Genomic DNA, 17,891 nt, shown 5'->3' on the forward strand with positions numbered 1-17,891 from the left:
GTCCGTGATCCGAAGATAAGGATCAGTCGCGATCGCCGGTCAGGAAGGCCGGAGCGGCGAATTCGGGCGAACCGCCCTGCTCGCCACCTTCGCGACGGGGACGGTCGCCACGGTCGCGACGCGGGCCGCTGCGGCCTTCGCCGCCACGATCACCACCACGCTCGCCGCCACGGTCACCACCATCGCGGCGCGGACCGCGACCGCCTTCACGGGGACCACGATCGCCGCGCGGTTCACGCGGTTCGCGGGCCGGACGATTGTCCTCTAGCTCGGCACCGGTTTCCTGGTCGACGACGCGCATCGACAGGCGGACCTTGCCGCGCGGATCGATCTCGAGGACCTTGACCTTGACTTCCTGGCCTTCGGTCAGGACGTCCGAGACCTTCTCGACGCGCTCGTTCTTGATCTCCGAGACGTGGACCAGACCGTCCTTGCCGCCCATGAAGTTCACGAACGCGCCGAAATCGACCAGGTTGACGACCTTGCCGTTGTAGATCTTGCCGACCTCGGCCTCTTCGACGATGCCCTTGATCCAGTTCATCGCAGCTTCGATCTGCGAACCATCCGACGAGCTGATCTTGATCACGCCCTCGTCGTCGATGTCGACCTTGGCGCCGGTGGTGGCGACGATCTCGCGGATCACCTTGCCGCCGGTGCCGATGACGTCGCGGATCTTCGACTTGTCGATCGTCATCGTCTCGATGCGCGGGGCATGGGCCGACAGCTCGGTGCGGGTCTCGCCCAGCGCCTTGTTCATCTCGCCCAGGATGTGCGCACGGCCTTCCTTGGCCTGCGCCAGCGCGACCTTCATGATCTCCTCGGTGATACCGGCGATCTTGATGTCCATCTGGAGCGAGGTGATGCCCTCGGAGGTGCCGGCGACCTTGAAGTCCATGTCGCCCAGGTGATCCTCGTCACCCAGGATATCCGACAGGACGGCGAAATCCTTGCCTTCCAGGATCAGGCCCATGGCGATGCCCGAGACCGGGCGCTTCAGCGGAACGCCCGCATCCATCAGCGACAGCGAGCCGCCGCAGACGGTGGCCATCGACGACGAGCCGTTCGACTCGGTGATGTCGCTGGTCACGCGGATGGTGTAGGGGAATTCCTCCTTCGACGGCAGCACCGGGTGCAGCGCACGCCAGGCCAGCTTGCCATGGCCGATCTCGCGACGGCCCGGCGCGCCGAAGCGGCCCACTTCGCCGACCGAATAGGGCGGGAAGTTATAGTGCAGCATGAAGTGCTGGTAGGACAGGCCGTTCAGACCGTCGATCATCTGCTCCGCGTCGCGAGTGCCCAGCGTCGTGGTCGCGATCGTCTGAGTCTCGCCGCGCGTGAACAGCGCCGAGCCGTGCGAACGCGGCAGGAAGTGAACTTCCGCCTCGATCGGACGGATCTGGGTGGTCGAGCGACCGTCGATGCGGCGGCCGTCCTTCAGGATCGCGGTGCGGACGATCTCGGCTTCCAGCTTCTTGACCAGCTTGGCGGCGACCAGCTGCTCCTGTGGGCTACGGTCGGTCATGGCGGCCTTCGCCTTGGCGCGGGCCTCGCCCAGCGCGGTCTGGCGCTGCTGCTTGTCGGTCAGCTTGTAGGCCGCCGTGATGTCCTTGCCGACCAGCTTCTTCAGCTCGGCCTTGACCGCCTTCTGGTCGTCGCCGACCTTCAGCTCCCACGGATCCTTCGCGGCCTGCTCGGCCAGGTCGATGATCGCGTCGATGATCTGCTGCGATGCCTTGTGGGCGAACATGACGGCGCCCAGCATCACTTCCTCGGACAGCTCCTTGGCTTCCGACTCGACCATCATCACCGCGTCGTGGGTGGCGGCGACGACCAGGTCCAGGTCACCGGCCAGCGCCTCGGCGTCGGTCGGGTTCAGCTGATACTCGCCATCGACATAACCGACGCGTGCCGCGCCGATCGGGCCCATGAAGGGCACGCCCGAGATGGTGAGCGCGGCCGACGCGGCGACCAGCGCCAGGATGTCCGGCTCGTTCTCGCCGTCATAGGAGAGCACCTGGCAGATGCAGTTGATCTCGTTGTAGAAACCTTCGGGGAACAGCGGGCGGATCGGACGATCGATCAAGCGGCTGATCAGCGTCTCACGCTCGGTCGCGCCGCGCTCGCGCTTGAAGAAACCGCCGGGGATACGGCCCGCCGACGAGAACTTTTCCTGATAGTGAACGGTGAGCGGGAAGAAGTCCTGCCCTTCCTTCACATTCTTCGCGGCCGTCACGGCGCACAGCACCACCGTCTCGCCCAGCGTCGCGATCACCGCGCCGTCGGCCTGACGGGCCACCTTGCCGGTTTCGAGGGTCAGCGTCTTGCCGCCCCACTCGATGGCCACTTTCTTGGTATTGAACATGGAATATCCTTCACTCCGACGGGCCTATCCCGCCGGGGCCTATGGGTTGAGCCAAGATTGGCTCTGGAGGTCGACCGAATTGCCGATCCTCCGATCCTACCCGCGCAGTTCGACGGGTTTCATGACATAAGGGCTTTGGGGATGCGCATGAGCGCCATCCGGTCGGCCGGGTGCTCTATACACCAGCCGATAAAAAAAGGGCACCCCGTGAGGGATGCCCTTTTTCATGGCTTTCGCCCGAGGCTTACTTGCGCAGGCCGAGCTTGGCGATCAGCGCCAGATAGCGGTCGCCATCCTTGTGACGCAGATAGTCGAGCAGCGAGCGGCGCTTGTTGACCAGCATCAGCAGGCCGCGACGCGAATGGTTGTCCTTCGCGTGGGTCTTGAAGTGCTCGGTCAGGTTCTGAATACGCTGGGTCAGGATCGCGACCTGGACTTCGGGCGAACCCGTGTCACCCTCGGCGCGGGCATGATCCTTGATGATTTCCTGGCGGCGTTCAGCGGTGATCGACATCGTGATCCTTTCTTAATCGAGGTTGAAACCACGAACGACCCGGACTTGTGCGTCCAGCGCCTCCACCAGCGCCACCGGGATATCCCCCAGCATCGCGAAATATTGGCCATCGTCCACGGCAATCCCGGCCAGCACACGCCCCTGACGGAGCGCCCCTGCCTGGTCGGGGTCGAGAGCAAGAGCCGGGATGTCGTCCAGCCCCGCCCTCAGCGGCAGGAGTATCTGTTCAAGGGTGCGCGCCTGCCCCATTTCGTTCAATTTGTCCAGCGATATCGCCGGGGCCAGGGTGAACGGCCCCGCCTTGGTCCGGCGGAGCATGGTGACATGGCCGACGGTGCCGAGCGCGAGCGCGATGTCGCGCGCGAGGGAGCGGATATAGGTGCCCTTCGAGACGTGCGCGGTGAGGGTAACTTCTTCTAGTCCTCCCTGAGCTTGCTCGGGGAGGGGGACCGCGCCCGCAGGGCGTGGTGGAGGGGCATCGCCGGTCCGTCCCGCCCCTCCACCATCGCTGCCGCGATGGTCCCCCTCCCCAAGCGAGCTTGGGGAGGATTGGAGCGAATGAATCGTCACCGCGCGACTCGCCAGCACCACCTCTTCCCCGGCGCGCGCCAGGTCGTAGGCCCGCTCGCCATCGACCTTCAGCGCGGAATAGGCGGGCGGGATCTGGTCGATCGGACCGGTGAAGCGTGGCAGCACCGCCTCCAGCGCGGCGCGGGTGGGCCGCACGTCGCTGGTCGCCACCACCTCGCCCTCGGCGTCCAGCGTCGACGTCTGCTCGCCGAAATGGATGGTGAAGTCATACACCTTGTCGCTGTCGAGCATCCGCCCGGCGAGTTTGGTCGCCTCGCCCACCGCGATCGGCAGCACGCCCGTCGCCAGCGGATCGAGCGTGCCGCCATGGCCGACCTTGATGCCCTTGCCATAACCGCCCTGGCGCAAGCACCGCTTGACCGCGCTCACCCCTTGCGTCGATCCCAGCCCCAGCGGCTTGTCGAGTATGATCCATCCATGCATCGCCAAGGCGTTAGTCGGGCTTGGCCCCTATCTCAAGGACGGCGCCTCAAGCACCGCCCCACCCGCCAGCGCCTCGCCGAAATGGCGGCGGCAGAGCGCGATATAGCGGTCATTGCCGCCGATCTCGGTTTGCGCGCCCTCGGCGATCGCCTTGCCCTGACTATCGACGCGCAGGTTCATCGTCGCCTTCGCGCCGCAGACGCAGACCGATTTGATCTCGCTGAGCGCATCGGCCAGCGCCAGCAGCCGCGCCGAACCGGGGAAGAGCTGTCCCTTGAAGTCGGTGCGCAGGCCATAGCAGAGCACCGGAATACGATGCCGGTCGGCCAGTCGCGCGAGTTGGTCGACCTGTTCGGGCGTCAGGAACTGCGCCTCGTCGACCAGAACGCACGCCAGCGGCGTCTGCCCGTGCCGGTCGAGCGCGCATGCCTCCAGATCGGTGCCCATGTGAAACGGCGTCGCGGGCTGCGACAGGCCGATGCGCGAGGCGATGGTGCCATAGGCGAAGCGGTCGTCGATCGCGGCGGTGAACAGCATCGTGTTCATCCCCCGCTCGCGATAGTTGAAATCGGCCTGCAGCAGCATGGTCGATTTCCCCGCATTCATGCTGGCATAATAGAAATAGAGCTTGGCCATGCGCCGCCCTTATCGGAAGGGGGCGGCCATTTCGAGCATGAGGTGGGTGGGTTGAGAATCGCATATCTCGTGACGGTCGCGGTCGCGACGCTGGCGGGCATGGCTTCAGCGAGCGGCACCGGCGCGATCGGCTATACCATCGCCCCCGCTTATGCCCGTGTCGAGGCCAAGGTCGGCTTTTTCGGCCTGGGCAGCAAGACCGCGCGGTTCCCCCATACGGAGGGGCATGTCGTGCTATCCGATCGCGATGCGAAGGCCGTAACGCTGGACGTGCGGATCGATACCCGGACACTGGAGGCGGGCGATGCGCTCACCCGCTCGCGATTGCGGGGCGCCGACTTTTTCGATGTCGAGCATTATCCGCACGTGACTTTCCATGCGACCGGCATGACTCGCACCGGGCCGCATAGCGCGACGGTGGCGGGCATGATCTCCGCGCGGGATGTCACGCGCCCGGCGATGCTCGCGGTCGACTTCTCGCAGCCCTTCGCCGCGATGACGGGGCGCGAGCCGGTGCATATCGCCGCGACGACGCGGATCGACCGGCGGGATTTCGGGATGACGGCCTATCCGTTGATCGTCGGGCGACAGGTGACGATCGCCATCGACGCGGATTTGATGCCGGGGCACGAGTAACGCCGTCCCACACGCCCGTTCAGCCTGAGCGAAGTCGAAGGCCAAGGGAATCCCCTCGTTTGAGGTTCGCGCAGAGGCGCGGAGGACGCAGAGGGGGTTCGTGAAGTGCCCCCCTATCGCACCACCCCGGCGAAGGCCGGGGTCTGTTTGGGGACCCACGACAGCGCAAGGCATTTGCCTCCCCCGCCTTGGCACAATGCCCCATCGACGCTCAAGATACTGGACCCCGGCCTTCGTCGGGGTGGAGCACGCTATTGAATGCGGGGCCTTCTTCTCTGCGTTCTTCGCGCCTCTGCGCGAACCAAAGACCTTCGCGACTTCGTGGCTTCGCGTGAACCCTATTTTCGACGGTCACAGCATGGCCTTCGACTTCGCTCAGGCTGAACGGCGGGTGGGAGTTAGGCAAGCAGGAAAGCGATCACGCCTCCCCCGCGTCCCCCTCCGCCAGATCCTGCGACACCTTGGGCGAGCGCAGCAGCGAATCGATATGGCTCCCCTCGTCAAAGCTCTCGTCCGCCAGGAACTTCAGCTTGGCGGCGTATTTCATCTTCACCCGGTGGGCGACCTCGCGCTGGAGATAGGCGGTGTTGGTGCGCAGCGCCTTGATCACCACCTCCTCGTCCTTGCCCAGCAACGGCTTCACGAAGACGGTTGCGTGGCGCAGGTCGGGCGACATGCGGACTTCGGTCACGCTGACCATGTGCTTGGCCAGCGTCTCGTCATGCACATCGCCGCGCGCGAGGATTTCGGACAGGATGTGGCGAACCTGCTCGCCGACGCGCAGCAGGCGGACCGAGGGTTCGGCGGGGTTTTTGGACTGGACCATGTCAGTTTCTTCTCAAACGAAAATCGCGGCCGCCATACGGGCGACCGCGATCCATTCCGGCATGAAGCGTGGGCGGCAGGACCTGTCCCGCCGCCCCGCGATCATCAGAGCGAACGCTCGCGCAGTTCGACCTCGAAGGTTTCGAGATAGTCACCCGCCTTGATGTCGGTGAAGTTCTGCGTGAACGTCACACCACATTCCAGACCGGCGCGAACCTCGGCGACATCGTCCTTGAACCGGCGGAGCGAGTTGATCTCGCCCTGGTAGATGATGACGTCGTTGCGCGTGATGCGCGCCTTGAGCGCCTTGCGGATGACACCCTCGGTGACCAGCAGACCGGCGGCCTTGCCGATCTTGCCCGCCGAGAAGACCTCGCGGATTTCGGCGCGGCCGACGACCGTTTCGAACGCCTCGGGGCCCAGCTCACCGGCCATGCCCGCCCGGATCTCGTCGATCAGGTCATAGATGACGTCGTAATATTTCAACGCCACCTTGTTCCGCTCGGCGATCTCGCGCGCCTTGGCGTTGGCACGGACGTTGAAGCCGATGATCGGCGCGCCGGAGGCGGCCGCCAGCGTCACGTCCGACTCGGTGATGCCACCGACGCCCGAGTGCAGGATGCGCGCCTTGATCAGATCCGACTGGATCTTGTTGATCGACGCCACGATCGCCTCGACGGTACCCTGCGTATCCGCCTTCACGACCAGCGGATATTCCTTGGCCTGGTTCGCCTTCAGCGCCGAGAACATTGACTCCAGGCTGGCAGGGGCCGAGGTCGTGCGCTTCTGGAGCACCACGCTCTGGCGATATTCGGCGACCTCACGGGCACGCGCCTCGTTCTCGACGACCTGCAACAGGTCGCCCGCCTGGGGCACGCCCGACAGACCGAGGACCTCGACCGGCATCGCAGGACCAGCCTGCTTCACCTGACGGCCCTTGTCGTCGACCAGCGCACGGACCTTGCCGCTTTCCGCGCCGACGACGAAAACGTCGCCGACCTTCAGCGTGCCGCGCGTGACGAGCACGGTCGCGACCGGACCACGGCCCTTGTCGAGCTTGGCCTCGACCACGCTGCCCTCGGCGGCGCGGTCGGGGTTGGCGGTCAGTTCGAGCAGTTCGGCCTGAAGCTGGATCTTCTCGATCAGCGTATCCAGACCGATCTTCTTGAGCGCCGAAACCTCGACGTCCTGGGTTTCACCGCCCATGTCCTCGACCTGCACGTCATGCTCGAGCAGACGCTCGCGGACGCGCTGGGCATTGGCGTCGTGCTTGTCGATCTTGTTGATCGCCACGATCATCGGCTTGCCCGCCGCCTTGGTGTGGTTGATCGCCTCGATCGTCTGCGGCATCAGCCCGTCATCGGCCGCCACCACCAGCACCACGATATCCGTGACGTCGGCGCCGCGGGCCCGCATCTGGGTAAAGGCCTCGTGGCCCGGCGTGTCGAGGAAGGTGACCTTCGACTTGTCCTTCAGCGTGACCTGATAGGCGCCGATATGCTGGGTGATGCCACCGGCCTCACCGCGCACCACGTCGGTCCCGCGCAGCGCGTCGAGCAGCGAGGTCTTGCCATGATCGACATGGCCCATGATCGTCACGACCGGCGGACGCGGCTGAAGGCTCTCGGCCGCATCCTCGGTGGTGTCGAGCGCCAGATCGATGTCGCTGTCGGAGACGCGGACGATGTTGTGGCCGAATTCGGTCACCAGCAGCTCGGCCGTGTCCTGGTCGATGGTCTGCGTCATGGTGACGGGCATGCCCATCTTGAACAGCGCCTTCACCAGATCCGCGCCCTTTTCGGCCATACGGTTGGCCAGTTCCTGGACGGTGATCGCCTCGGGCACCTGCACGTCGCGGACCTGCTTGACCTGCGGCTCGCGCGGGCCGCCAAAGCCACGCTTTTCCTTCTCGCGGGCACGCTTCAGCGCCGCGAGCGAACGGGCACGCGCGCCGTCCTCGTTCAGGGCACGCGTCACGGTCAGCTTGCCGCCGCGACGCTCGTCACCCTTGCGGTCGCGCTGCTGCGGACGGCCCGGAGGCGCGTTGCGCGGCGTCGGCTGGCCCGAGGGCATCGAACGCGGGGCGCCGCCCGACGGAGCGGAGGCGGTGGTGTTGCTCGGCGCGCTGGCGGCAGGCGCCGCCGCTGCGGCGGGCGCAGGTGCGGGCTTGGGCGCAGGCTTCGGGATTTCCGGACGCTGCACCGGCGAGAAGCGGCGCGGCGCGGGCATCGAGGGATCGCGACCCAGGATCGGCGGCGTCGGCACCACCGGCGCAGGCGCCGGGGTCGGAGCGGGCGCAGGCGCCGGCTTTGCCGCAACCGGAGCAGGCGCGGGCGTCGGCGCAGGAGCCGGGGTCGGGGCGGGTGCCTCGACCTTGGGGGCTTCCACCTTGGGCTCGGGCGCCGGGATCACCGGACGCTCGACCGGACGGAACATGCGCGGCTGAACCGAAATGGTCGGCGCGGCAGGCGCCTCTGCCTGTACGGGGGCCTGCACGGGCGCTTCGGCGACCGGCGCAGGGGCCGGCTCAGCCGCAGGCTGAGGCTCGGGCGCCGCTTCGGGGGCCGGTTCCGGCGCAGGCGGCGGGGCAGCGGCAGCCTCGGCGGCGGCACGCGCACGTTCCTCGGCGCGGACACGCTCGTCCTCGGCGCGCTGCTGACGCTCGGCGTCCTCGCGGCGACGAATCTCTTCCTGCATGGCGAGGCGCTGTTCCTCGGCCTCACGCAGCAGACGGGCCTGACGCTCCTGCGCCGTCTCGTTCGACGGAACGGGGCGCGGCGGGGCGACCGGCGCCGCCGCCACGGGGGCGGCCGGAGCCGGGGCCGGAGTCGGCGCAGGGGCGGCCGCCTCGGGCGCTCCACCCTGCGGGCCCAGGACGCGACGGCGCTTCGTCTCGACGATCACGGTGTTGGACCGGCCGTGGCTGAAGCTCTGCTTCACCTTGCCGGTCTCGACCGTGCGCTTCAGCCCCAGGGGCTGGCGCATTCCGAGTTTCGGCTTGTCGTTGTCGGTCTCGCTCACTCAAAATCCTCGTGTACGGTCACGGCCGTTCGGTCACCGGTAATGTCGGACGCCGATGCGCCTTGCGAGGCCGTTTCGCAAGGCGTTGCCACAGGGTCGGGTCCGATAAAATGCAGCCAGCGGTCGAGCGCTTCGCTCACCCGCTTTGCCGCGTTACGATCTGTCAGGCCGATGTGTACCACATTTTCGCGGCCCAACGCCATTGACAATATGGGGCGTGTGGCGGGCAGTGCCAACCCCTTGAGATCAGAACCTTCGCGATCCGACCCCACGCGCCACGCCTGCGCCAGCTTGCGACAGCCATCGTCGCCCGCATCGGACGCATGATAGAGCGCGTGCAGCTGGCCCGAACGGGCCGCCGTCGCGATCTTGTCCGATCCGGTCAGCAGCATGCCCGAACGCGACTCGAGTCCCAGCCGGTCGAGCGCGTTCCGCTCCAAAGCGGATGCGATCAGATCGGGCAGGTCGTCGGGAATACTGAACTCGCCCGTCTTGAACGCGCGCGCCAGTGCCCCCTTCAACTTGCCCTTGGCGATGGCCGTTTCCAGTTCGCCGCGAGTCACGCCGATCCAGCCGCCCCGGCCCGGCGCCTTGGCGCGGACATCGGGCAGCACCCGCCCATCGGGCGCAAGCGCCAGACGGATCAGGTGCGGGCGTGCGTCATGCTCGCCCGACAGGATGCAGCGGCGGACCGGCCCGTCGATCGAGTCGCGGGCCGCCTTCGCGGACTCTCTGGGACTCCGGCCCTTCCTGGCCGGAGCGCTGTTTACGCCGCCGCGCTCATTGTCCCGGTTCCGCATGCGCGTCTCCCCGGGCGTTGGAGGCAGGGGCATCACGGTCGGCGATCAGCTGACCGCCGGCCCCGTAATTTTCGGTCGAAACCTCCTCGATCACGATCTGGACGGCGGCCGGGTTCTTGCCCAGCCGCTCCACCAGCGAACGAGTCACGTCGGCGACGATCTCGGCCTTTTGCTGCTTGGAGGCGGTGCCCGCCAGACGGATCGAGACGAACGGCATCAGGCTTCGTCGCCCTCCGCCTGCTCTTCACCGGCGTCTGCGGCAGGCTCTTCCTCATCGGTGAACCAGTGCGCACGCGCGGCCATGATGATCTCGTTGCCCTGCTCATCGCTCAGGCCATATTCGGCCAGGATGCCGCCCTTGGGGGCGGGACGCGGGGTGTCATCACCACGACGACGCGGCTCGGCGCGCTTCTTCTCGACCAGCTCGTCGGTCGCCAGATCGGCAAGATCGTCAAGCGTCTTGATGCCCGCCTTGCCGAGCGTGACCAGCATCGCCTCGGTCAGATACGGCATCTCGGCCAGCGCGTCGTCGACGCCCAGGCCACGGCGTTCATCACGCGCAGCCTGTTCGCGGCGATCCAGCGCTTCCTGCGCGCGGCTCTGCAGCTCCTGCGCCAGATCCTCGTCGAAGCCCTCGATCGCGGCCAGCTCGTCCAGCTCGACATAGGCGACCTCTTCCAGCGCGCCGAAGCCCTCGGCGACCAGCAGCTGGGCCAGCGTCTCGTCCACGTCCAGCTCGTTCTGGAACAGCTCGGAATTCGCGACGAATTCCTTCTGACGCTTCTCGGAGGCGTCGGCCTCGGTCAGGATGTCGATCGCCTTGGCGGTCAGCTGGCTGGCCAGACGGACATTCTGGCCGCGACGGCCGATGGCGAGGCTGAGCTGATCGTCGGGGACGACGACCTCGATCCGGTCCTCTTCCTCGTCGATCACGACGCGGCTGACATTCGCGGGCTGAAGCGCGTTCACCACGAAGGTCGCGGTATCGGGCGACCAGGGGATGATGTCGATCTTTTCGCCCTGCATTTCCTGCACGACCGCCTGGACGCGGCTGCCCTTCATGCCGACGCAGGCGCCGACCGGGTCGATCGACGAGTCGTGGCTGATCACGCCGATCTTGGCGCGGCTGCCCGGATCGCGCGCGGCGGCCTTGATCTCGATGATGCCGTCATAGATTTCGGGCACTTCCTGCGCGAACAGCTTCTTCATGAAGTCCGGGTGCGCGCGGCTCAGGAAGATCTGGGGCCCGCGGTTCTCGCGGCGGACGTTCAGGATCAGCGAGCGGATGCGGTCGTTCACGCGGACGACTTCGCGCGGAATCTGCTGGTCGCGACGGATCACGCCCTCGGCGCGGCCCAGATCGACGACGATATGACCGAACTCGACGCGCTTGACGACGCCGGTGATGATCTCGCCCTGGCGATCCTTGAACTCGTCATACTGACGGTCGCGCTCGGCGTCGCGGACCTTCTGGAAGATGACCTGCTTGGCGGCCTGTGCCGCGATGCGGCCGAATTCGATCGGGGGCAGCGGGTCGACGATGAAGTCGCCGATCGCGGCACCCTTTTGCAGCTTCTCGGCACCCTTCAGGTCGATCTGCTTGTAATAGTCGTCGACCTGCTCGACCACCTCGACGACGCGCCACAGACGCAGGTCGCCCGAGTTGGGATCGAGCTTCGCACGGATGTCGTTCTCGGCACCGTAGCGGGCACGGGCGGCGCGCTGGATCGCGTCCTCCATCGCCTCGATCACGATACCCTTGTCGATCATCTTTTCCGAGGCGACCGCATTCGCGATCGCGATCAGTTCCGCCTTGTTGGCGGAAATGGCGGTAGCCATCAGTGCCGTCCTTCCGTGGTGGCGCCGTCCTGTTCGGGCGCATCCTGATAATAAACCTCTTCCGCGCCATCGAGGGACAGCGGCACCGTCGCGGCGATCAGCCGATCGGTCATGACGAGCTTGGCGTCCTCAATCGCGGTGAAGGGCAGTTCGTGGCGAACCTCTTCTCCGTCGACGATGACGACAGTCTCGCCCTCGACCCCGGCCAGATCGCCCTTGAACTGCTTGCGACCGTTCAGCTTCTCGGCCAGCGTGATCCGCGCTTCATGCCCCGCCCAGTCGGCGAAGTCCTTCAGCCGGGTCAGCGGGCGGTCGATACCGGGCGAGGACACCTCCAGCCGGTACGCATGGTCGATCGGGTCGCGGCCCTCGGCCTCCAGCGCGTCCATCACGTCCGAGATGCGGCGCGACAGGTCGGCGCAGTCGTCGATGTTCAGCTGGCGCGTATCGGGACGCTCGGCCATCACCTGCAGCGTGGGATCCGACGTGCCGCCATACATCTTCACGCGCACGAGCTCGAAACCGAGCGCCTTGGCCTCGGGTTCGATGAGTTGCGTCAGAAGGGCGATGTCCGCCATGAAAGCTCCAGATGTGCCGGATCGGTGCCGCGGAACCGGTCCCGCAGCCTCTTTCACCCGACGATGTAAGAGAATGCGGCAGTCTATACGCGCAACGCTCTTGCGAAACAAGCATCGATATCGAAACGTTAGCCGGTGCAATCAGGGCCGCGCTCGGCCCGAGACGGGAGAGACGATGATGAAACTGCCGCTGTTCGCTGCCTTGCCGGTGGCGCTGATCGCCTGCTCGGGCAATGGCCCCGGTCCCAGCGAAACGGGCAACACGTCCCCGGTCACGGTGACGCCCGGCGGCACGCCCTCCCCCTCCCCGTCCGCCACTGCCAGCCCGCCCGCGACGGTGGTGAACGGACAGCCCTTCGGCCGGACGGTCATCGCCGATTTCGACGCGCCCTGGGCGATGACCTTCCTGCCCGACCGGCGCATGCTGGTGACCGAGAAGGACGGCCGGATGCTGCTCGTCGGCGCGGATGGCCAGGCGCGCCAGACGGTCGCGCGGATCGCGGTCGATTCGGCGGGCCAGGGCGGCCTGATGGACGTGGTCCTCGCCCCCGACTTCGCGCAGAGCGGCCGTGTCTATTTCAGCTATTCGGCCGCGGCGGACGGCGGCAAGCGGGTCGTGCTGGCGCGGGGGCGTTTGCAGGAAGCGAACGGCGCCGCGCAGCTGACGGGTATCGAGACCCTCTGGGCGGCCACCCCCGCCGTCACCGGCGATGGTCATTACTCGGGTCGCATCGCCTTCTCGCCCGACGGCCAATATCTGTTCTTCACCGCCGGCGACCGCCAGAAATTCACGCCGGCGCAGGACCCCAAGGCCACGCTCGGCAAGGTGCTGCGCCTGACCCCGGACGGCCAGCCCGCGCCGGGCAATCCGCTGGCGGCGCAAGGTTTCGACCCGGCCGTCTGGTCCTATGGCCATCGCAACCTGCTGGGCATCGCCTTCGATGGTGCGGGCAATCTGTGGCAGCAGGAAATGGGCCCCAAGGGCGGCGACGAGCTGAACCTGATCCTGCCGGGCCGCAACTATGGCTGGCCCAACGCCTCCAACGGATCGCATTATGACGGGCGCGACATTCCCGATCACCGCGCGGGCGACGGGTACGAAGCCCCCAAGGTCTGGTGGAACCCGGTGATCTCGCCGGGCGGGCTGATGATCTATTCGGGCTCGCTCTTCCCGCAATGGCGCGGCGACGCCTTTATCGGCGGATTGTCGAGCAAGGCGCTGATCCGCGTCGACCTGAGCGGCACCAGTGCCACCAAGGGTGACCAGTGGGACATGGGCGCCCGCATCCGTGAGGTCGAGCAGGGACCGGACGGCGCCATCTATGTGCTGGAGGATGGCGGTGATTCGCAAGGCAGGCTCATCAAGCTGACCCCAGCCTGACACCCCCTCGCCGCCCCGACATAAGTCCTGGAAAATAGGACCAATGTGCCGGGGCGGTATGGTCAGGTCCGATGATAGGTCTTGACCTGACCCGGCCTGCGCGCCGATCCTATGGCAAAGACGGGCGATCGGAGTTCGCTCCACCATAGGAGACGAAAACCAGATGATGCGATCGACGCAGCCCATGCCGCCCGAGCGGGGGCCTGCCATCGAGGCGCATTCGCGCGATTCGCGTCTATCGCGCGGGCTGTCGGGCACCAATCTGGAGCGGGCGGGGGATTATAATCTGCGCACCGTCTTGCAGGTCATCCGCCTGCACCGCGAAACGACGCGGATCGCGATCGCCAATCAGACCGGGCTGACCCCGCCGACCATCGCCAACATCACCGGGCGGCTGATCGAGATGGGGCTGATCCGCACCGCCGGGCGGCTGCATCGCGGGCGCGGGCAGCCCGCGCTCAAGATCGAGCTGTGCCCCGACGGTGCATTCGGCATCGGCCTGACCATCGACCGTGACCATCTGGCCATCGCGATCCTCGACCTGTCCGGCACGGTGCGCGCGCGGGCGACCCGCGAGATCGCCTTTGCGACGCCGGACGACGTACTGACCTTTATCGGCGATACGTTGGAACCCGCGCTGGCCGAGGGACAGGTGGACCGTTCGCGCGTGCTGGGCGTCGGCGTGGCGATGCCGGACGGCGTCGACCGCTCGCTGCCCAACCAGACGCGCGGCTATGACGCCTGGAACGGGGTCGACACGGCGGCGTTGCTCGCGCCGCTGCTGCCCTGGCCGATGTACCGCGACAATGATGCCGCCGCCGCCGCCTTGGGCGAGGCGCAGCACGACCATGATTTCGCCTGCCCCAGTTTCTTCTACCTGCTGATCACCGCCGGGCTCGGCGGCGGGCTGGTCATCGACCGGACCTATCATCGCGGCGCGCATCGCCGATCGGGCGAGATCGGGCTGATTCCCGACCCCACGGCGGGACGGCCCGGTGCGATCGTGCAGGATACGGTGTCGCTGGCGGGGCTGGAGGTGCGGCTGAAGGCGGCGGGCTACCGCCTCGATTCGCCCGAGACGCTGGGTGACGGCGACGACCCGATGCTGTGCGCGGTCATCGACCAGTGGATCGAGGATTCGATCGCCGCGCTGCTCCAGCCCATCGTGGCGGTGACGACTTTGTTCGACCCCCATGCGATCCTGATCGGCGGGCGCCTGCCCGACTGGCTGCTCCAGCGACTGACCCAGGGATTGAGCGAAGCGCTGGCCGGGATCGAACTGCCCGCCCGCCCCGCCATCCGTCCCGCCCGCCGCGCGCAGGACGCCCCCGCCGTCGGTGCGGCGATGCTGCCCTTCATGGACCGGCTGTTGCCCTCCGACTCCATCCTGATCCAGGCGGGGCGCTAAGGCCCCCCTCCTCCGTTCAGGCTGAACGGAGGGCGGGAAGCTGACATAGAGGCCAAAAGAAAAGGCCCGCCTCCCATGGGGAAGCGGGCCTGTCAGGCGTTCGACGGTCGGGGCGATCAGCCCGCCATGTCTTCCAGCTCGCGACCGCGCGTCTCGTTGACCATGGCGCGGACGAAGAAGAACGATACCGCCGCGAAGAAGGCGTAGCCGAAATAGGTCACGCTCAGGCCCGGCGACACGGCGAGCGCGGGGAAGCTGACCGAGATGGCGGCATTGGCGATCCACTGGGCAAAGCCCGAGACGGCCAGGCCGGACCCGCGAATCTGGTTCGGGAACATCTCGCCCAGCATGACCCACATCACGGGGCCCCAGCTGGCGTTGAAGAAGATGACGTACAAGTTCGCCGCGACCAGCGCGATCACGCCGTTGTTGCCGGGCAGCGACACCGCGCCGTCGGCACCGGTGACGGCGGTCGAGAAGGCATAGGCGACGATCGCCAGCGTCACCGCCATGCCCGCCGAGCCGATCAGCAGCAACGGCTTGCGGCCGATCTTGTCGACGGTCGCGATGGTGAACAGGCAGGCCGCGATCGACAGCACGCCCGACAGGATGTTGGTCTGGAGCGCGTAATCCTCGGAGAAGCCGACCGCTTCCCACAAAGTCGCGCCATAATAGAAGACGACGTTGATGCCCACGAGCTGTTGGAACACGGCCAGGCCGATACCCGCCCACAGGATCGGGCGGATCTTGCCGGTCGTCTTGTCGACCAGGTCCGACAGCTTGGGCTTGTGCTTGTCGCTGGCTAGCGAACCACGGATTTCGGCCACCTTGCGGGTCGCCTCGGCCTCGCCGAACAGCTTGGTCAGGACCGTATGCGCCTCGGCATCGCGGCCCTTGGCGACCAGGAAGCGCGGGCTTTCCGGGATGATCGAGAGGGCGGCGAAATAGACCGCCGCCGGGATCGCCTGAAGCCAGAACATCCAGCGCCAGGCCGGGAAGCCCAGCCAGAATTCGGCGGTCGAACCACCGGCATAGCGGGCCAGTGCGAAGTTGGCGACGAACGCACCCGTCAGGCCGGTGATGATCATCACCTGCTGCACGCTCGACAATCGGCCGCGAATCGAGGCCGGGGTCACTTCGGAGATATAGACGGGCGAGATGACGCTGGCCGCGCCGACGCCCAGGCCGCCGATGATGCGCGCCAGGATGAAGATCGCCGAGCTGCCGGCGGCGCCCGCCAGGATCGCGCTGACCAGGAAGAGCGCGGCGGCCAGCATCATGACGTTGCGGCGGCCGATCGCATCGGCCAGGCGGCCCGCACCGAACGCACCGATCGCCGAGCCGACCAGGATCGCGCCGACATTGACGCCGACGCCCAGACGGCCGAGGTCGAACGCGGCCTCCAGCCCCTTCTGGGTGCCGTTGATGACGCCCGAGTCATAGCCGAACATGAAACCGCCGATGGTCGCGACAACGACGATCGCGGCGATGAAACCATGATTGACGCGTGCGGCGTCCAATCCCCTTGTGTCGGTCACTTCCGGCCCTCTCCTGATCCGTGCGTGGCGTCTTGGCCTATCCGCACGGCAATGTCCTGTCACCGGCGCGATTCACCGCCAGCCATAATGGTAACGCTATCTTAAAACATCGCGCCGTCAAGCGGGTGCGTACACGGTTCGTCCCGCTTCGCGACCCGCCATCAGAATCCGCGCGGCCTGCGCCGGGGTGCGGCGTCCGACTGACGGCGGATCAGGCTGTAATCCAGCATGCGGTGCGCGGGCGGCTCGGCATTTTTCTGGCGGATGACGGTCGCCATCATCTCCACCGCCGCCCGCGCCATGTCGGCGATCGGTTGGTGAATGGTGGTCAGCTCGGGCCAGATCGTCGTCGACAGCGTGGTGTCGTCGAAGCCGCAGACGGTCAGGTCGCTCGGCACGTCGAGGCCCCGGCGATGCGCCACCGCCACCGTCGCCGCCGCCATGTCGTCGTTCGACGCCAGGATCGCGGTCGGCGGCTCGGCCAGGTCGAGCAGCCGCTCGGCCGCATCCAGACCCGAGCGATAGGTATAGAGACCCGGCGCGACCAGTTCCTCGTCGAACGGCACGCCCACCGCCTCCAGCGCGGCGCGGAACCCCTCGTAACGGCGGGCGCTGGCGGTCAGGTTGGGATTGCCGCAGATGAAGCCGATCCGGCGGTGGCCCAGGGTCATGACATGACGCGTCATTTCCTCGGCGGCCGCGCGGTCGTCGATCTGCACCGCCATCGCCGATTCGGGCATCTCCTGCGGCGCGACGCCGGTCGCCACGACCACGGCGGGCACCCGCGCCTCGCGCAGCAGGGCCAGCACGGCCTCCGCCTCGCACAAGGGCGGCGGCAGGATCACGCCGTCGATCCCACCCGCGATCAGATGGCGCGCAACCTCGACCTCATGGTCGCCGATCTCGCATTTCTCCACGACCATCTGCACATCCAGCCGCGACGCCTGGTCCAGTGTGCCGAGCAGGAACTCGCTGAGGAACCCCTGGCTGGGATTGCTGTAGAGCATGCCGATGCGGATCTGCGCCGCGCCCGCCAGGCTGCGCGCCGCCGGGTTGGGCGCGTAGTTGAGCTGCGCGATCGCCGCCTCCACCTTTTCGCGGGTGGCGGGGCGGACATTGGCCTCGTTGTTGATGACGCGCGAGACGGTCATCAGCGACACACCGGCGGCGCGCGCGACATCGCTGATCGTGGGAGCGCTGCTACCGCGGCGCGAGGTCCTGATGCTCATAACGTTTACGCTTCCACTTTTCGGACGCGATACGCAATGCTTTGAGGGGCGAAAGATGACAGACGCGGCAGTCGGCGCTCTTGCGGACCGGGCCGCCCGCCGCTAAAGGC

Annotated in this window: 15 protein-coding genes; 3 read left to right on the top strand and 12 right to left on the bottom strand. The window is 67.0% G+C overall.

Annotated features, from left to right (window positions below; translation table 11 throughout):
• Positions 1-22 precede the first annotated feature (22 nt).
• From pnp to ASF14_RS04710, 4 genes are all read right to left on the bottom strand, one after another.
• Positions 23-2,362, bottom strand: coding sequence for a polyribonucleotide nucleotidyltransferase (gene pnp / locus ASF14_RS04695; RefSeq protein WP_056432345.1), 2,340 nt, complete (start codon positions 2,360-2,362; stop codon positions 23-25).
• A 244-nt stretch (positions 2,363-2,606) separates the two neighbouring features.
• The gene (rpsO, locus tag ASF14_RS04700; protein ID WP_007406197.1) at positions 2,607-2,876 is read right to left on the bottom strand and encodes a 30S ribosomal protein S15; all 270 of its coding nucleotides are present in this window, start codon (positions 2,874-2,876) and stop codon (positions 2,607-2,609) included.
• A gap of 12 nt (positions 2,877-2,888) precedes the next feature.
• Positions 2,889-3,890, bottom strand: coding sequence for a tRNA pseudouridine(55) synthase TruB (gene truB / locus ASF14_RS04705; protein ID WP_056432348.1), 1,002 nt, complete (start codon positions 3,888-3,890; stop codon positions 2,889-2,891).
• A gap of 27 nt (positions 3,891-3,917) precedes the next feature.
• Positions 3,918-4,526: a thymidine kinase gene (locus tag ASF14_RS04710; protein ID WP_056432351.1), complete on the bottom strand. Its 609-nt coding sequence runs from the start codon at positions 4,524-4,526 to the stop codon at positions 3,918-3,920.
• A 51-nt stretch (positions 4,527-4,577) separates the two neighbouring features.
• Between ASF14_RS04710 and ASF14_RS04715 the strand changes: the two genes are divergently transcribed.
• Positions 4,578-5,162 carry a YceI family protein gene (locus ASF14_RS04715; protein WP_156361039.1) on the top strand — a complete coding sequence of 195 codons (585 nt, stop codon included), beginning with the start codon at positions 4,578-4,580 and terminating at the stop codon, positions 5,160-5,162.
• A gap of 418 nt (positions 5,163-5,580) precedes the next feature.
• Here ASF14_RS04715 and rbfA read toward each other — a convergent pair whose 3' ends face one another.
• The 6 genes from rbfA to rimP form a co-directional block, all read right to left on the bottom strand.
• Positions 5,581-5,988: a 30S ribosome-binding factor RbfA gene (gene rbfA, locus ASF14_RS04720; RefSeq protein WP_056432357.1), complete on the bottom strand. Its 408-nt coding sequence runs from the start codon at positions 5,986-5,988 to the stop codon at positions 5,581-5,583.
• A 104-nt stretch (positions 5,989-6,092) separates the two neighbouring features.
• Positions 6,093-9,008 (bottom strand): translation initiation factor IF-2, encoded by a 2,916-nt coding sequence (infB, locus tag ASF14_RS04725; protein ID WP_056432360.1) that lies wholly within the window; start codon positions 9,006-9,008, stop codon positions 6,093-6,095.
• Complete coding sequence (locus ASF14_RS04730; protein ID WP_443025752.1) at positions 9,005-9,808, bottom strand: DUF448 domain-containing protein; 804 nt, start codon at positions 9,806-9,808, stop codon at positions 9,005-9,007. Before ASF14_RS04730 ends, infB begins: the two co-directional genes overlap by 4 nt.
• On the bottom strand, positions 9,789-10,025 hold the full coding sequence (locus ASF14_RS04735; protein WP_056432362.1) for a tautomerase family protein: 237 nt from the start codon (positions 10,023-10,025) through the stop codon (positions 9,789-9,791). Before ASF14_RS04735 ends, ASF14_RS04730 begins: the two co-directional genes overlap by 20 nt.
• The gene (nusA, locus tag ASF14_RS04740; RefSeq protein ID WP_056432365.1) at positions 10,025-11,647 is read right to left on the bottom strand and encodes a transcription termination factor NusA; all 1,623 of its coding nucleotides are present in this window, start codon (positions 11,645-11,647) and stop codon (positions 10,025-10,027) included. The genes ASF14_RS04735 and nusA overlap by 1 nt, the downstream gene beginning before the upstream one ends.
• A complete protein-coding gene (gene rimP, locus ASF14_RS04745; protein ID WP_056432368.1) occupies positions 11,647-12,225 on the bottom strand; it encodes a ribosome maturation protein RimP in 579 nt (192 codons plus the stop codon). Before rimP ends, nusA begins: the two co-directional genes overlap by 1 nt.
• Before the next feature lie 178 nt (positions 12,226-12,403).
• Here rimP and ASF14_RS04750 point away from each other — a divergent pair, with 178 nt between their 5' ends.
• Together ASF14_RS04750 and ASF14_RS04755 are read left to right on the top strand one after the other, a co-directional pair.
• Complete coding sequence (locus ASF14_RS04750) at positions 12,404-13,606, top strand: PQQ-dependent sugar dehydrogenase (RefSeq protein ID WP_056432518.1); 1,203 nt, start codon at positions 12,404-12,406, stop codon at positions 13,604-13,606.
• A 163-nt stretch (positions 13,607-13,769) separates the two neighbouring features.
• On the top strand, positions 13,770-15,014 hold the full coding sequence (locus tag ASF14_RS04755; protein ID WP_236696928.1) for an ROK family transcriptional regulator: 1,245 nt from the start codon (positions 13,770-13,772) through the stop codon (positions 15,012-15,014).
• Between the two features lie 116 nt (positions 15,015-15,130).
• Here the strand turns inward: ASF14_RS04755 and ASF14_RS04760 are convergent, their stop codons facing one another.
• Positions 15,131-16,552: a sugar porter family MFS transporter gene (locus ASF14_RS04760; RefSeq protein ID WP_056432371.1), complete on the bottom strand. Its 1,422-nt coding sequence runs from the start codon at positions 16,550-16,552 to the stop codon at positions 15,131-15,133.
• Positions 16,553-16,713: 161 nt separating this feature from the next.
• Positions 16,714-17,781, bottom strand: coding sequence for a LacI family DNA-binding transcriptional regulator (locus ASF14_RS04765; RefSeq protein WP_056432374.1), 1,068 nt, complete (start codon positions 17,779-17,781; stop codon positions 16,714-16,716).
• Between the last annotated feature and the right edge of the window lie 110 nt (positions 17,782-17,891).

The sequence above is a fragment of the Sphingomonas sp. Leaf257 genome, from assembly GCF_001422185.1.
GTDB lineage: Bacteria > Pseudomonadota > Alphaproteobacteria > Sphingomonadales > Sphingomonadaceae > Sphingomonas > Sphingomonas yabuuchiae.

Coding starts and splice junctions, on each gene's coding strand:
- ASF14_RS04750 (WP_056432518.1), top strand. CDS start 12,404: ATGAAACTGCCGCTGTTCGCTGCCTTGCCGGTGGCGCTGATCGCCTGC.
- ASF14_RS04755 (WP_236696928.1), top strand. CDS start 13,770: ATGATGCGATCGACGCAGCCCATGCCGCCCGAGCGGGGGCCTGCCATC.
- nusA (WP_056432365.1), bottom strand. CDS start 11,647: ATGGCTACCGCCATTTCCGCCAACAAGGCGGAACTGATCGCGATCGCG.
- rimP (WP_056432368.1), bottom strand. CDS start 12,225: ATGGCGGACATCGCCCTTCTGACGCAACTCATCGAACCCGAGGCCAAG.
- ASF14_RS04730 (WP_443025752.1), bottom strand. CDS start 9,808: ATGCGGAACCGGGACAATGAGCGCGGCGGCGTAAACAGCGCTCCGGCC.
- ASF14_RS04765 (WP_056432374.1), bottom strand. CDS start 17,781: ATGAGCATCAGGACCTCGCGCCGCGGTAGCAGCGCTCCCACGATCAGC.
- ASF14_RS04735 (WP_056432362.1), bottom strand. CDS start 10,025: ATGCCGTTCGTCTCGATCCGTCTGGCGGGCACCGCCTCCAAGCAGCAA.
- ASF14_RS04710 (WP_056432351.1), bottom strand. CDS start 4,526: ATGGCCAAGCTCTATTTCTATTATGCCAGCATGAATGCGGGGAAATCG.
- pnp (WP_056432345.1), bottom strand. CDS start 2,362: ATGTTCAATACCAAGAAAGTGGCCATCGAGTGGGGCGGCAAGACGCTG.
- rpsO (WP_007406197.1), bottom strand. CDS start 2,876: ATGTCGATCACCGCTGAACGCCGCCAGGAAATCATCAAGGATCATGCC.
- rbfA (WP_056432357.1), bottom strand. CDS start 5,988: ATGGTCCAGTCCAAAAACCCCGCCGAACCCTCGGTCCGCCTGCTGCGC.
- truB (WP_056432348.1), bottom strand. CDS start 3,890: ATGCATGGATGGATCATACTCGACAAGCCGCTGGGGCTGGGATCGACG.